This window comes from Alistipes dispar (genome assembly GCF_006542685.1).
Classification (GTDB): Bacteria; Bacteroidota; Bacteroidia; order Bacteroidales; family Rikenellaceae; genus Alistipes; species Alistipes dispar.
Genome location: NZ_AP019736.1, coordinates 1402461 through 1417276, shown reverse-complemented (window position 1 = coordinate 1417276; position 14816 = coordinate 1402461). Strand labels below are relative to the sequence as shown.

General features: G+C 63.5%; 9 protein-coding genes. 2 read left to right on the top strand and 7 right to left on the bottom strand.

The annotated features are described in order from the left end of the window. Positions 1-134: 134 nt before the first annotated feature. Positions 135-1910 carry a signal peptide peptidase SppA gene (gene sppA / locus FME97_RS06055; protein WP_141428356.1) on the top strand — a complete coding sequence of 592 codons (1776 nt, stop codon included), beginning with the start codon at positions 135-137 and terminating at the stop codon, positions 1908-1910. Positions 1911-2012: 102 nt separating this feature from the next. Here the strand turns inward: sppA and FME97_RS06050 are convergent, their stop codons facing one another. The 7 genes from FME97_RS06050 to FME97_RS06020 form a co-directional block, all read right to left on the bottom strand. Further along, positions 2013-3560 (bottom strand): sulfatase family protein, encoded by a 1548-nt coding sequence (locus FME97_RS06050; RefSeq protein ID WP_141428355.1) that lies wholly within the window; start codon positions 3558-3560, stop codon positions 2013-2015. 179 nt (positions 3561-3739) lie between these two features. Further along, positions 3740-5131: an MFS transporter gene (locus tag FME97_RS06045; RefSeq protein WP_141428354.1), complete on the bottom strand. Its 1392-nt coding sequence runs from the start codon at positions 5129-5131 to the stop codon at positions 3740-3742. Then, positions 5116-6606, bottom strand: a complete 1491-nt coding sequence (locus FME97_RS06040; RefSeq protein WP_141428353.1) for a sialate O-acetylesterase — start codon at positions 6604-6606, stop codon at positions 5116-5118. The genes FME97_RS06045 and FME97_RS06040 overlap by 16 nt, the downstream gene beginning before the upstream one ends. A 4-nt stretch (positions 6607-6610) precedes the next feature. Next, positions 6611-8839 carry a glycoside hydrolase family 2 protein gene (locus FME97_RS06035; RefSeq protein WP_162502060.1) on the bottom strand — a complete coding sequence of 743 codons (2229 nt, stop codon included), beginning with the start codon at positions 8837-8839 and terminating at the stop codon, positions 6611-6613. Between the two features lie 4 nt (positions 8840-8843). Further along, positions 8844-9506, bottom strand: a complete 663-nt coding sequence (locus FME97_RS06030; RefSeq protein WP_141428351.1) for a D-lyxose/D-mannose family sugar isomerase — start codon at positions 9504-9506, stop codon at positions 8844-8846. After that, the gene (locus FME97_RS06025) at positions 9503-10516 is read right to left on the bottom strand and encodes a carbohydrate kinase family protein (RefSeq protein WP_141428350.1); all 1014 of its coding nucleotides are present in this window, start codon (positions 10514-10516) and stop codon (positions 9503-9505) included. Before FME97_RS06025 ends, FME97_RS06030 begins: the two co-directional genes overlap by 4 nt. Before the next feature lie 13 nt (positions 10517-10529). Further along, positions 10530-11384, bottom strand: coding sequence for a class II fructose-bisphosphate aldolase (locus tag FME97_RS06020; RefSeq protein WP_141428349.1), 855 nt, complete (start codon positions 11382-11384; stop codon positions 10530-10532). Positions 11385-11755: 371 nt separating this feature from the next. Here FME97_RS06020 and FME97_RS06015 point away from each other — a divergent pair, with 371 nt between their 5' ends. Beyond that, positions 11756-14806, top strand: coding sequence for a SusC/RagA family TonB-linked outer membrane protein (locus FME97_RS06015; protein ID WP_141428348.1), 3051 nt, complete (start codon positions 11756-11758; stop codon positions 14804-14806). The last annotated feature ends 10 nt before the right edge of the window (positions 14807-14816 follow it).

Here is a 14816-nt window from a genome sequence, read left to right as displayed (position 1 = left end):
AACGCATATTTTAGAGAATAAATACATAACGACAGATTATTTTATCGAAAAACGATAAATTTTATTTGTTTTTCATAAAATATCGTTATATTTGCCGAAGAGAAAAATTTGTATCCGCATAATAAGAAGCCACTATGAATTTCATCAAAACCTTTCTGGCCGGGCTTCTCGCCTTCGTCGTGGGAACGTTTCTGGTCTTTTTCATCTGGATTTTCGTATTGATGGGCATTGCCGGGTCGATGGAGAAGAGCGTCGCGGTCAGCCCCGAGTCGATCCTCAGGATCGACTTTTCGGAGATCATCACCGACTCCCCTTCGTCCGATCCGCTGGCGGGGCTGAACCTCGTGTCGCTGCAACGGACGCGGCAGTTGCAGCTGTTGCAGGCGTTGCGGGCGATCGAAGCCGCTGCGTCCGACGACCGGATCAAGGGCATCTACCTGCGTATGAACGGCGGGGGCGGCGTGGCCGGAACGGCCCTGCTGGAGGAGTTGCGCGAAGCGCTGGAGGAATTCGGCCAGACGGGCAAGTTCATCGTCGCCTACAACGAGGTCTATTCGCAGGGGCAGTACTACCTCGCCTCGGTGGCCGACAGGATCTACATGCAGCCCGAAGGCGGCATGGACTGGTCGGGACTTTCGATGAACCTGATGTTCTACAAGGGGCTGTTCGACAAGCTCGACCTGAAGGCCGAGGTGTTCCGCCCCACGGTGTGCAGGTACAAGAGCGCCGTGGAACCCTACATTCTCGACAGGATGTCGGACGAGAACCGCGAACAGATGCAGGAGCTGGTCAATTCCGTCTGGGGCACGATTTCGGGCACGGTAGCCGCGGCCCGCGGCATCGACTCCGCGGCGATGCGCGAGATCACCGACAGGTTGCAGGTGACGCTGCCCGAAGACGCGCTCGAACACGGCTTCGTGGACGGACTGATCTACGAGGACCAGATGAAGGAGGTCTTCGCCGAGCTGGGCGTGGCCGACGACGGGGAGGGCAACTACGAGTTCGTGTCGCTGGGCGACTACGCCTCGATGGTCGGGCCCGATCTGGACAACCTCGGAGCCGATCGGGTGGCCGTCGTCTATGCCGACGGGCAGATCGTGGACGGCGAGGGCTACGGCGAGGAGATTTACGGCAATACGCTGGCGGCGAAGCTGGCCGGCGTGCGCGAGGACGAGAAGGTGAAGGCCGTGGTGCTGCGCGTCAATTCCCCCGGCGGCAGCGCGCTGGCGTCGGACGTGATCTGGCGCGAGATGGAACTGCTGAAGGCCGAAAAACCGGTCGTCGTGTCGATGGGTTCCTATGCCGCCAGCGGCGGATACTACATTTCCTGTCCGGCCGACGTGATCGTGGCCGACCGCACGACGCTGACCGGTTCGATCGGGGTTTTCGGCATGTTCATAAATCCGATCGACGCGCTGAAGAACAAGCTGGGCGTCACGCTCGACGGCGTGAAGAGCAACGCTTCGGCCGGCATGGGGTCCGTATCGGCGCTGACGCCTGTCGAGCGGGCTTCGATCATGCGCGGCGTGGACAAGGTGTACGAGACCTTCACGGAGCATGTGGCCGCGGGGCGCAACCTGCCCGTCGAACGGGTGCTCGAGATCGCCGGCGGCCGCGTGTGGTCGGGCGAGGATGCGCTGGAGATCGGACTCATCGACACCTACGGCGGTCTGAAGACGGCCATTGCGATGGCCGTGGACAAGGCGGGGATGGGCGACGATTTCCGCGTCGTCGAGGTCCGCGAGGAGCCTACGGGCCTCGCCGCCTTCCTCTCGGCGATGAACGTGAGCATCCGCGAGGCCTTCACCCGCTCCGAGCTGGAGACGGTGATGAAGGAGTACGGAGCCGTCCGCGAGGCCACGCGCTTGCAGGGTATTCTGATGTATTCGCCCTGCAAACTCGAGTTGTAGCAGGCCGAAAGCCGTGCCGGATGACGGGCGGCGGATTCCTTCACGGGAATCTGCCGCCCGTGTCGTATCGTACCGCCGAAGGCGGGAAAGGGGGCGGAGGGATCACCTCCCGGAGCGGGACGGCCGGGCCTTGATGCGGTCGAGCAGGGCCTTGAGCCGGGCGACCTCCCCGGGGTTTCCGGCGGCGACGTTCCGGCGTTCGCCGGGGTCGTTCCGCAGGTCGTAGAGCTGTTCCGCAGGATCGTTTCCCATTTCGGTGTCGGTCGCTTCGTTCCGGGCCGGGGCGTTGCTCGGGGCGATGTATTTCCAGCCGTCGGAGATGACCGAGAGCGTTTGCGAGAGGTTGATGCCGACGACGTATTCCGCCCCTTCGGAGTCGGTTCCGAGGAGTGTCCCGAGGTGGTTCCGGCTGTCGGGCGCGGCCCCTTCGGGCAGCGCGGCTCCGCAGAGCGCGGCCAGCGAGGCGTAGAGGTCGATATGGCTCAGCAGGGCGTCTGAAATGCGGTTCGCGGCGACGTGTCCGGGCCAGCGGACGATGAACGGGACGCGCGTGCCTGCCTCGAAGGCGCTGTACTTGCCGCCCCGGAAATCGCCCCACGGCCTGTGGTCGCCCAGCAGTTCGGCCGCCCGGTCGTTGTAGCCGTCGTCCACGACCGGACCGTTGTCGCTGCTGATTATGAGCAGCGTATTGTCCGCGAGGCCGAGCGAGTCGAGCGCATCGAGCACTTTTCCCACCGTATGGTCGAACGAAAGGACGGCGTCGCCGCGGGGCCCCATGCCGCTCCGGCCCGCGAAGCGTTCGTGCGGAACGCGCGGAACATGGATGTCGTTGGTCCCCAGGTAGAGGAAGAACGGCCGGCCGCGGTTGTCGGCGATGAACCCCAGGGCCTTTTCGGTTATCCGGTCCGCGATCTCCTCGTCGCGCCACAGGGCGCTTTTTCCGCCCTTCATGTAGCCGATGCGCGGAATGCCGTGGACGATGGCCTGGTCGTGTCCGTGGGAGGGGGTCATCCGCAGCAACTCGGGGTTGTCGCGTCCGGTCGGCTCTCCCGGGAAGGGTTTTTCATAGCTCACGGCGATCGGGTCTTCTGGGTCGAGGTTCACGACCCTCTGGTTCTCGATGTAAACGCACGGGACGCGGTCGCCCGTGGCGGCCATGATGAAGGAGTAGTCGAACCCGATGTCCCGCAGTCCCGGAGCGATTTCGCCGTTCCACTGCTGCCGGGCCGTCTCTCCCAGGCCGAGGTGCCATTTGCCGACGGCGCCGGTGACGTAGCCCGCGGATTTGAACAGGTCGGCCAGCGTATATTGCTCCGGAGAGATGATCATGCCGGCGTCGCCCGCGGCGATTCCCGTACCCGGTTTCCGCCACGGGTACTGTCCCGTGAGCAGGCCGTAGCGCGCCGGCGTGCTGGTCGATGCTACGGTGTGGACGTTCGTGAACCGGATGCCTTCGCGTGCGGCCCGGTCCGCATTCGGCGTGGCGATGGTCCGGGAGCCGTTGCAGGAGAGGTCGCCGAATCCGAGGTCGTCGGCGTAGATGATGATGACGTTGGGCGGTGCGGCCGGCTGTTGGCCGGCTGCCGCCGCGGGGGCGAGCCCTGCCGCGCAGAGCGAGAGGCGGCCGAGTGTGTCGAACGGTTTGTGCATGGCGCGATAATTCGGTTGAGGCTTTGCCGGGGCCGGCGGCGGAACCGTGCTGTCGCTGCGGTTCCGCCCGGCGTACGGTTTCTTTCCGGCAAGTTTACGAATTATTCGGGAAATACCGAAGAAAATCGCCCGGAATCGGCGGATTCCGCCCGGCGGAACGGAATCGGCATTCTGAAAAGTCACTCTTCGCCTCCGCCGGAACGGGCGCGGAGTTCGGCGAGTTTCCGTCCGATTTCGGCCACCCGTCTCTCGCCCAGCGGGTAGCAGGCGATGAAGAGCACCGACAGAACGGTTCCGGCTGCCGGGAGGAGGCTCATCATCGCCCGGATGCCGTTCTGTACGGCGGCTTCCTGCATCGCATTGGCCTCGAATCCGTAGTGTCCCAGCAGCCAGCCCGTGAGGGCGCCTCCGAGCGTCCAGCCGAATTTCTGCGACATGGACGACGAGGAGAAGATCAGTCCCGTGGCCCGGCGTCCGGTCCGCAGTTCCGAATAGTCCGCGATGTCGGCGTACATCGACCAGAGCAGCGGGAAAATACTCCCCGTGCACATGCTGATCAGAACCTGGAGAAGCATCATGGCCCAGACGTCTCCGCTGCCCGGCAGCCAGAAGGCCAGGCTCAGCACGGTGGCTGCCGCCATCGCTCCGAGATAGGCGTTTTTCTTGCCGACGCGGTTCGAAACGGGAGTGACGAGCAGGATGCCGGCGATGTTGGCCGCCTGTCCCAGCACCAGGAAGAGCGTCGTGAGCGAAATGGCCGTTCCGTCCGGGCCGAAGGTCTGTTCGGTCTGGACGTAATACTTGAAGTAATAGACGGCTGCTCCGTCGCGTATCGAATTGAAAATCAGTGCCGCGATGCCGGCTCCCAGCAGTATCCACCACGGGCGGTTCCGCATCAGGTCTTTCAGGTCGTCGCGGAGCGGCGTGCGCTCCGTGCGGACCGGACGCACGCGTTCGCGCGTCCAGGCGTAGGTGCAGAAAAGGAAGGCCGTTGCGACGACCGCCAGGGTTGCGACGGCGGCCTGCCAACCCGTCTGGGGCGTGCTTCCGCGGCTGAACCAGCCGACGAGCGGCTCGATGAGCAGAAGGGCCAGCAGGCTGCCGCCGAAGGCGAAGAGCATCCGGTAGGAGGAGAGTTCCGTGCGGGTCCGGGGGTTGTCCGAAATCACTCCCAGCAGCGAGGCGTACGGAACATTGACCGCCGAATAGACCATCATCATCGCGCCGTAGGAGACGTAGGCATAGACGAGTTTGCCCGTCGGACCGAATCCGGGCGTGGTGAAGGTGAGTATGCCGGCGATGCCGAACGGTACGGCGAACCGGAGCAGGTAGGGGCGGAATTTTCCCCGGCGGCTGCGCGTGCGGTCGGCCAGTACGCCGACGACGGGATCGACGAACGAGTCCCACAGCCGCGTGACGAGAAACATCGTGCCCACGGCGGCGGCCGGAAGACCGAAGACGTCGGTGTAGAAAAAGAGCAGGTAGGAGCCGAATAGTTTCCAGAACATCGACGACGCGGCGTCTCCGAGGCCGTAGCCGATCTTTTCGCGCAGTTTTATCGGGGTGTGCATGTCTTTTCGGAAATTCGGGCCGGAACCGCATCGTCCCAGTCGTCCGTACGGAACGGGAATGCGGGAAGCCCGGCGGTGTTCGTGAGATTGACGTCGCCGACGACATTGCGGAACGCGTAACGGACGGCGACGGGTTCCCGCACGGCGTTGGAGCGGACTTCGACCTGCCGGCTGAAGTCGTATCCGCGGTGCAGCACCCGCGCTTCGGCCGGATGGAATACGCGGTCGGATCCGGCGATTTCGAATCCTTCGAGCGGAACGTCCACGGGATGCAGGGTCGATTCGCTGCGGAAGGTCACCACGGCCCGTCCCTCTCCGAACGAAACGCTTTCGAATTGCGGTCCCCGCGAGTCGATGCCCGACAATCCGTATGTCCCCGCGAGCGCCAGCAGCGCCAGTCTTTGTCCGACGATCCGTTTGCCGGGCGGGTGGATTTCACGGGCGTCGCCCAGGTCGGTGTTCACCGCCATGTCGGCATTGGGAATGAGTTCGAGCGCCCGAAGCTGGGCCTCTACCAGCAGCGGCAGCAGTACGGGGTTCCGCTCGCCCCGGAAACGGTGCATCGGAATGTCGTAGTCGAAGGGGGCGAGCTGCACGTAGTAGAAGGGCATCCGTTCGCCTCCGCCCCATGCGTCGCGCCATTCGGCGACCATCGCCGCCATGTTCCGGGCATAGTCCGCATGGCAGCCTTTGTTCGATTCGCCCTGATACCAGACGAATCCCCGGAGCGTGTAGGGCGTGAGCGGCCGGATCATGGCGTTGTACAACGCTCCCGTGCGGTTCTGGGGATCGTGTTCCGCATCGGTGGCGAGAATGTCGTGCCGTACGTTCCGGGCGGCCTCCCGGCTCATCCAGGCTTCGATGCGCGTGGCTCCCCAGTCGCTTTCGATCAGGCCGATCGGAATGCCGAGCGCCCGGGCGAGGCAAAGGCCGAAATGATACCCCACGGCACTGAACCCCGAAGCCGAACGCATCGAGGAGACCTGCCATGTTCCGGTGCAGTTCTCCTGCGGTTCGTGCGAGACGGCCCGGGAGACGCGGAACAGCCGGATTTCGGGATGCTCCCCGGCCAGCATGGCCGTTTCGAGGGATCCGTTCACCGGCTGGGAGTCGAATCCCCGCAGGGGCATCTCCATATTCGACTGCCCGGAGCAGAGCCAGACCTCTCCGATCAGAATGTCGTCGAGCACGAGGGGATCGCCGTCGTCGATGGTCAGCGTATGGGGGCCTCCCGCGTCGGGAGTTTCGATCCGGACGCTCCACCGGCCCGATCCGTCGGCCCGGACCGCAGCCGGTTCCGCGCCCCACGAAGGGGTGATGGTCACTTTCCGACCCGGCTCCGCCCGGCCCCAGATGCGGGCGTCGCTGTTGCGCTGGAGCACCATGCCGCTGCCGACGAGCGACGGGAGGCGCACCCGCCCGTTCCCCGACAGCGACAGTCCGAGCGCCAGCAGCAGGAAGATCGGTCGTTTCATGCGTTCATTCGGTTACGTTCATGGACGTACAGCGTCTCTTGCGGGGTGAACGGCGGTACATCAGCGTGTAGCATGCGTTCATCTCCGGGTGTCCCTCCACGCTCAGCTCCACTCCGAAGCGGTCGGTGTCCCATGCGGGAAGCCGGAACCGGGCCGTCGGTCCCGCCGTATTGCGGTTCGGTTCGACGGAGGGGCTTTCCCAGCGCAGGATGCGTTCCTCCGCACGGCCCGCACGGAGGGTTACGGTGACGACGAAGGGTCCCGTCCGGGCGAAAACGTCGTTGAGTATCCAGACCTCGGCTTCGAACGTCTCGTCTTCCTTCCAGTCGAAGCGGGCGAAACGGGCGCTGGCGCAGAGCGGACGGCAGGCCCGGCGGACTTCGGCGATCGCCGGTTTGAGCACCGCGGGATAGGCTACCAGCGAATTGTTGGCCGCTGCGGGCCACGGCTCGTCGAAACACCAGTTGAGCGCCATGGAGCAGTAGGGTTTCTGGCGGCGCGCCTCCTCGAATACGGCCTTGTAGCCTTCGCCCTGCAACAGGGAACTTTGGGCGATCAGCTCGTCGAGCGTTTCGGCCGGCGGAAAATAGCGGGCGAGCGTGGGCAGTCCGAGCCATGTCGAGGGATCGCCGTCCCAGGCTCCGAAGGCGTGATGCTCCTCCCAGGCCGTGCCGGGACGCGGCGGGAAAAGCTCTTCGGCGGGAATGATCCCTTCGAGGACCTCCCGCGGCGAGATACCCGGAATGCCGAATTCGGTGTAGGCCGTGAAGCGGCTGCCGTTCATCATGCGGAAAACGTCCTTTCCCTGCCAGCGGAACAGGTAGTGGCCGTGAGCCATGCCGTTGAGGGGCGACGTGGCGTTGAACGGGATTTCGGGGGAGAGCCGGTAACACAGCGCGTTCAGCAGCCGCAGCGGAAGCGACTGGTCGGTCATTCCCGACCAGTTGTTGAACAATTCGTTGCCTCCGCACCAGACCGCCAGCGAGGGGTGTCGGCGCAGCCTTCGGATGATCGCCGCGGCCTCCCGTTCCAGTACGGCGAGGTACTCCGGGTCGTCGGGATAGCAGTTGCACGACAGCGGAAATTCCTGCCAGACCATTATTCCCCGGCGGTCGCAGCACTCGAAGAAGGCGTCCTTATTGACGATGCCGCCGCCCCACGAACGCAGCATGTTGAAATGGGTCTCCGCGGCAATTCCGATCAGCGTTTCGTAACGGGCCGCATCGACCGTGCCGGGGAACAGTTCGGGGCAGACCCAGTTGGAGCCCTTGGCGAAGATGCGGCGGCCGTTCAGCTCGACCTGCGCGGGGGCGGCGCTCCGGGTTTTGGGAAAGCCGGCGGGTTCGCTCCAGGCCCCCTCGTTCATCACCAGACGGATGCGGCGGAAACCGATCCGCTCCTCCACGCATTCCAGATCGCACCCTGCGGCGTCGCGGAGCGTGTAGCGCGAGGTGTACAGCACGGGTTCCCCGTGGTCGTGGGTCCACCACAGCCGGGGGTTCTCCAGCCGTGCCGCGAGCGGTTGTCCGACGGCTCCTTCGGCCCGGGCCGCGCAGCGGCCGCGGTCGTCGAAGAGTTCCCAGACGCCGCGGCATTCCTCGCACTCCGCGCCCCGGCTTTCGATCCGCAGATCGGCGCCGGACAGGTCGTCGTCGAGGGTATAGACGACATCGACCTCCCGGAGGTGGGACCGGCGGCGGATCTGGAGGCCCGTTTCGTCCCAGATACCCAGCGGGACGAGCCGCGGATGCCAGTCCCAGCCGTAGCCCACGGCGGGTTTCACGGAGGCCGAAGCCTGCGTGCGGTCGTCCGGCATTCCGGCGCGTTTGGGAACGGGAAACAGGAGTATTTCGAGCCGGTTGCGGGGGTGCAGGTGCGGCGTGAGGTCGATCTCCACGGGTGCGAACATGCCTTCGCGGGCCAGGAGGAGCGTGTCGTTGAGGCGGATTTCGTAGCGGTAGTCGATCCCCTTCGATACGAACCAGAGCTGCCGGTCCTGCCCGAGCCCGGGGGCGTCGAACTCCGCGCGGTAGGTGAAGAAACGGTCCTCCATCCACGTCATGCGGCGGTAGTTGTCCGCACGGTTGTAGTCGGGATACCCTTCGGCGCGGGCCATGTCGAGCTGCACGGCGCCCGGAACCGTCGCCGGAACGAACCGTTCCGGCACGGATTTCCGATCCGGCGCGTGTCCGACGATCCACGTGAGCGGTTCTGTTTTTCGGGTTCTGATCATCGTCTTAACGGGGGTATTCGTTGCAGAGCAGGAATTCGGCGGGCCGGTCCTCGTCGATTCGCGGATAGCGTCCCAGCGGTTCGTAGAAGCGGTTGTCGGCCGTATCGTCATTGACCGTCGAGACTTCGCCGGCCAGACAGTCGCCGCCCTCGGCCCAGAACGTGTGGTACACGTAAGGCTCGAAGGTGATGCTTTGTCCCGGCCGCAGCCGGAAGGTCTCTCCGGCACGCACGGTCGTCTCGATGCCGTCGATGCGGAACGTGCACTCGGCGTCGGCCGGGCGTTCGGCTTCGTCGGCACGCCAGACTCTCATGCACAGCTCGCCTCCGCCGCGGTTGATGATATCCTCCATCTTGTGCCAGTGGAAGTGCATCGGCGTCGCCTGTCCTTCGCGTACCACCATGATCTTTTCGCAGTAGGGTTTGCGGTCGTGCGGGGGATTCCCGTTGCGCAGCGTGAAGAGCGTCAGCCCCTCGCGTGCGAAGTCGCCCTTGCCGAAGTCGGTTACGTCCCATCCCAGGGCGTTGTCGCGGATTTCGCGGCAGGCATCGCCGCAGTCCGCCCACATGGCGGGGGTCCAGGTCGCCCATTCGGGCAGTGCGAAGCGGTGTTCGGCGAGGAAGTCCAGCGCTTCCCGCACGTATCGGTTTATTTCGGAGCGTTTCATAGTTCGGTATAGTTTCGGTGAATGAATTCGTTGAGTCGGTGCAGAGTCGGAGCGCCTCCGGTGCTGGTGGCGCTGAAGAGGTTGAAGCGGGCCGAGGCGTTGGCCGTCCGCAGGGCGTCGCGCAGCGGCATCCGTTCGTGCTGGGCGTAGAGCATTCCGGCGCAGAAGGCGTCTCCGGCGCCCACGGACGAGACGATCTCGTGCCGTGCGACCGGTACGGAGTCGCACCAGCACCGTTCGCCGCTGCGGGAGACGGCATAGCCGCCTTCGGGGAAATGGATCGCGCAGAGTCTTCCCACGCCGCGGCCGAGGAGCATGGCGGCCGCCTCTTCCACGCGTTCCCGCAGCAGGGAGCCTTCCGGCGTGCGGAGCTGCAAACCGCAGACGGCTCCCGCCTCGATCTCGTTGACGATGAAATAGTCGGTGTGCGGAAGACAGGGGCCGACGATCTGCCGGAAACGGTCGCTCTCTTCGGAGACCACGTCCACCGACGTTTCGTACCCCTTGCGGCGCAGTCCGTCGAGGACGCGGGCCGCGACGACGCCGTATTCGGGATCCGGCCTGTCCAGCTCGTCGAGCAGGAGCAGGTAGCCCAGATGGAAAATCCGGGCCGGGGATTCCATACGCGCGATCTCTTCGGCGCCGAGGCGGGCGTTGGCGCCGCGGAAGTGGAAGAAGGTGCGGCAGCCGCCGTCGATCTCCGACATGACGTCGGTGTAGGAGGTGGCGCAGTCGTCGAGCGTCAGCATGTTGCGCCGGTCGATGCCGCAGCGGTCGATTTCGCGCAGGACGTAGTCGCCGAACGCGTCGCGGCCGATGCAGCCGCCGGCATAGAGCGGAAGGTCCGTGCCGAGGCGTGCCAGATCGGCCAGCACGTTGTGCGAGCAGCCGCCCAGTCCGGTTTCGATGCGGGAGATGGTCGTCAGGTTGCCCCGCGTGGGATACCGCTCGATGATCTTGATGTTGTCAACCAGCCAGTTGCCGGCCGAAATGATTCCTTTTCGTTCCATGACACCGGGCGTTTCAGGCTTTGCCGTCGCTTTCGAAGAGCTGGATGTGCTCCGCGACGGCCCGTTGGGAAGCTTCGATGATTCGTCGTTTTATCCCGATGTAGCCGGGCGAACCGCCCCGGGCGAGGTATTCCGCGACCGCTTCGGCCGCGGCGATCTGGATCGCCGTGGCGACGTTGATCTTGCAGATGCCGTTGCGGATGCAGGCCTTGAAGTCCTCTTCGCTTGTGCCGCTGCCTCCGTGCAGGACCAGCGGCACGGCGTTCCGGGCATGGATCTCGCGCAGCCGGGCGATATTGAGCCGCGGGGTGGCCGTGTAGCGTCCGTGAAGATTGCCGATGGCTATGGCCAGCGCGTCGGTTCCGGTTCGGGCGATGAACCGCGCCGACTCTTCGACGTCGGTGAAGACGTCGGCGGCCGCGGCCGCCGTGCCTTCGCCTCCGAAGCCGGTGTCGCCCACCCGTCCCAGTTCGGCTTCTACATCGACGCCTGCGGCGTGCGCCAGCCGGACGACGAGCCGGGTCTGCTCGGCGTTCTCTTCGAAAGGCAGTTCCGCGCCGTCGAACATGACCGACGTGAATCCCTCCCGGACGGCCCGGATGCAGGTTTCGATACTCCGGCCGTGGTCGAGGTGGACGGCGACGGGGACTTTCGCATCGCGGGCCGCCCGCAGGAATACCGGGGCCATCAGCTCCATCGGAGCTTCGGGGAACTGCACTTCGGCCAGTTGCAGAATGATCGGCGAATGCAGCTCCTCGGCCGCGGCGACGGCCCCCATGACGTTTTCGACGCTCAGGCAGTTGAAGGCCCCGACGGCGTAGCGTCGCCGGAGAGCGTCTCGGGTTATTTCTCTGAATGGAATCAGCATGATCGGAAAATGGTTTGAGTGAAGGCGGCCGAATGTGAAAGTTTCATGATTCAAAGATAGCGGGTCCGGACGAGAAAAACCGGTGGAATATCGACATAAGCGCGTGATATTTTGACAAGATGAACGAAGTTTCGCCTGTCGTGTAATGCGGTATGGATCAGTGATATGTATATTTATTCCGAGGGTGTGCGCAAGGGATGCGATCGTGTGAAAATATTGCTACGTTTTGTCAATATATCACCATGTATTTGCTTTTCTTTGGGCTATATTTGTAATAGTCCGTTTGGACGGATTCGTGCAAAATTCGTTTCCGCACACCTTTTATTTATACGGCCGATTGTGAAAACCAAACCTTCTAACCTATTTGAAACATGATTGAAAAGAGACTATTCATGCTGTTGGCTTCCCTGCTGCTGTACGGCGCCGGCCTCTCCGCCCAGGAGATGACCGTACGGGGAGTGGTGACGGGCGGTTCCGACGGACAGCCTGTCGCGGGCGCGTCGGTGGTGGTCAAGGGTTCCGTCAGGGGCACGACGACCGATGCGTCGGGCACATACGCCCTGGACGTCGCCGCGGACGATGTGCTCGTGGTATCGTTCCTCGGTTACAAGACGCAGGAAGTGAACGTGGCCGGCAGGACCGCCGTGGACGTGAGGCTTCAGGAGGAGGCCGAACTGGTAGACGAAGTGGTCGTGATCGGCTACGGTACGATGAAGAAGAGCGACCTGACGGGAAGCGTGGCCTCGGTGAGGGCCTCCGACGTGACGCAGGTTTCGTCGGGGTCGATCGACAAGCTGCTCCAGGGGCGCGTCGCCGGTCTGACGGTGATCGACAATTCGAACGACAGTCCCGAGGGCGGCGTGACGGTCCGGGTGCGCGGCATCAGTTCCATCAACGGGTCCAACTCCCCGCTGGTGGTCGTGGACGGAGTTCCGATGGGCGACGCCGGAAACCTCAAGAGCGTCAATCCGGGCATCATCGAGTCGATCGAAGTGCTGAAAGACGCTTCGGCCACGGCGATTTACGGTTCGCGCGGCGCCAACGGCGTCATCATGATCACGACCAAAAGCGGCAGGAAGGAGCATCAGAACGTCTGGTTCTCGGGCAAGGTCGGCGTGGGCGTTTTCAGCGACCGGCTCGACTACTGGCGCGATCCGGTGACGATGGCCCGTCTGGAGAACGAGTCGTACGAGAACGGCGGCGCCGAAGGACCCTACACGGGCAAGATATGGGCCGACGGGACCTATTACCCCTCCGTTTCCGAGATCGAAAGCGGCGAATGGCCCTATCGCACCCGGTGGGCCGACTATGTGTTCCGGACCTCCGTTACGCAGGATTACAACGTGGGAATCGAAGGCAGCAACGCGAAGAACCGCTACTATGTGAGCCTGGGGTATTACGACGGCGAGGGCATGCAGCACAACGACGACTACGAGAAGTACACGGTCGATATGTCGTACGACAACCAGGTGGCCCGCAATGTCAAGCTGAAGACCAAGGCGGGATTCGTGCGGGGATTCCGGACCTACAACAACGGGACGAGCTACGGCTGCAATCCCCTCTGGCCGGTCTATAACGGCGACGGCTCCTATTTCAAGAGCCAGCCCAAGGATTACAGCAATCCCGTGATGATAAACAACGAGGTTAAGAAGGAGTCGGACGACATGTCCGGCTATGCGCTCGTGAAGGCCGACTGGTCGATCCTGCCGGGCTTGACGCTTTCGGTTTCGGGCAACGCCCGGGCCGAGCAGAGCCGTTCGGCGTTTTTCAATCCGCCGCTTTACACGCAGGCGGGCGACAACTACAACGGCGAGGGCGGCAACAGCGAGTCCACCTACGTCAATCTCACCGCGGACGGATACCTGACCTACGACAGAACCTTCGGCGACCACGCCTTTTCGGCCATGGTCGGCGGCAGTTACGAGAACAGCGTAAGCCGGGGATCGAGCATCACCGGACGAGGCTTCTCGAACGCCGCGCTCGAGGACGAAGTGGTTTCCGGCGCCGACAAGGTCATCACCACCACGTCGCGCAGTCAGGAGATGCTTGCTTCGGGCTTCACGCGTCTGAACTACACCTACAAGAACCGCTACCTGTTCACCTTCACGGCCCGTGCCGACGGGGCGTCGAAATTCGCCGAGGGACACCGTTGGGGCTTCTTCCCCTCGGGCGCCGTGAGCTGGAAGATGGAGGAGGAGCCGTGGATCAGGTCGCTCGGATTTTTCGACCAGCTCAAGCTGCGCGCCAGCTACGGCGTTTCGGGCAATCAGGGCATTTCGCCCTACCAGACCTTCGAGCGTTTCGGCTACGACTACTATTGGTGCAACGGCGAAGAGTACACGGTTTACGGCATCGGTTATCAGGACGGCCGCGAGGGGCTCGGCGACCGTTTCGTCACCTATGCGGGCATGGCCAACCACGAACTGACGTGGGAGAAGACGGCCCAGTTGGACATCGGCCTCGACCTCTCGATCCTCAAGGGACGGCTGAACGTCACGTTCGACTACTATTACAAACGCACCACCGACCTGCTGCGCAAGCAGTACCTCTCTCCCAGCACCGGGTTCGACACGGTGTGGGTCAATGACGGCGAGATCCGCAACAAGGGTTTCGAGGTGGCCGTCACGGGACACATCGTCTCGACGAAGGACTGGAATTTCAGCGCGACCGGCATCTTCAGCCTCAACCGCAACAAGGTCGTGTCGATCGGCACGGCCGAGAACTCGGGCTGTACGGTCGATGCCAACGGCATCTGTTATACGCAGTACGGCGGCAGCGTTTACAACGACGCCTTCCTCAACGTGCTGGCCATCGGCTACCCCGTCAATTCGTTCTACGGTTACATGGTGAACGGCATCATCCAGACGCCGCAGGGCGACGGGTCGAGTCCCAACACCCGTCCGGGAGAGTTCAACTATGCGGGGCTCAACGCCGACGGAACGCTCGATCCCGACCGGCGCGTGATTATCGGCGATCCGAATCCCAAGTTCACCTCGAGTCTCAACCTCTCGCTGTCGCACCGGATCGGTCTGGACCTTTCGGTGATGATGTACGCCGTCTATGGCAACGACATTTTCTCCTACCGGAAGCTCACCTCTCCGGCGCTGATGTCCGGCAGGTGGACGCCGGAGCGCCCCACGAACGAGCGCCCCAGCCTGCGGTACAACCGCCAGTACCATGCCTCTTCGTGGTCGGTCGAGGACGGTTCGTTCCTGCGCATCTCCAACATCATGCTGGGCTATACCCTGCCGGAAAACAAAATCCGGGGCATCAAGCACCTGCGCGTGTTCGTGAGCGCCAGCAACCCCTTCACCTTCTCGAAAGTCAGCGAATACGACCCCGAAGTGGGAGAGAACGGCATCGGGGGCGTTGCCTATCCCAAGGTATGCGTCATCACCGCCGGCGCGGAGTTCAAATTCTAACCTGATAGAG

Coding starts and splice junctions, on each gene's coding strand:
- sppA (WP_141428356.1), top strand. CDS start 135: ATGAATTTCATCAAAACCTTTCTGGCCGGGCTTCTCGCCTTCGTCGTG.
- FME97_RS06050 (WP_141428355.1), bottom strand. CDS start 3,560: ATGCACAAACCGTTCGACACACTCGGCCGCCTCTCGCTCTGCGCGGCA.
- FME97_RS06045 (WP_141428354.1), bottom strand. CDS start 5,131: ATGCACACCCCGATAAAACTGCGCGAAAAGATCGGCTACGGCCTCGGA.
- FME97_RS06040 (WP_141428353.1), bottom strand. CDS start 6,606: ATGAAACGACCGATCTTCCTGCTGCTGGCGCTCGGACTGTCGCTGTCG.
- FME97_RS06035 (WP_162502060.1), bottom strand. CDS start 8,839: ATGATCAGAACCCGAAAAACAGAACCGCTCACGTGGATCGTCGGACAC.
- FME97_RS06030 (WP_141428351.1), bottom strand. CDS start 9,506: ATGAAACGCTCCGAAATAAACCGATACGTGCGGGAAGCGCTGGACTTC.
- FME97_RS06025 (WP_141428350.1), bottom strand. CDS start 10,516: ATGGAACGAAAAGGAATCATTTCGGCCGGCAACTGGCTGGTTGACAAC.
- FME97_RS06020 (WP_141428349.1), bottom strand. CDS start 11,384: ATGCTGATTCCATTCAGAGAAATAACCCGAGACGCTCTCCGGCGACGC.
- FME97_RS06015 (WP_141428348.1), top strand. CDS start 11,756: ATGATTGAAAAGAGACTATTCATGCTGTTGGCTTCCCTGCTGCTGTAC.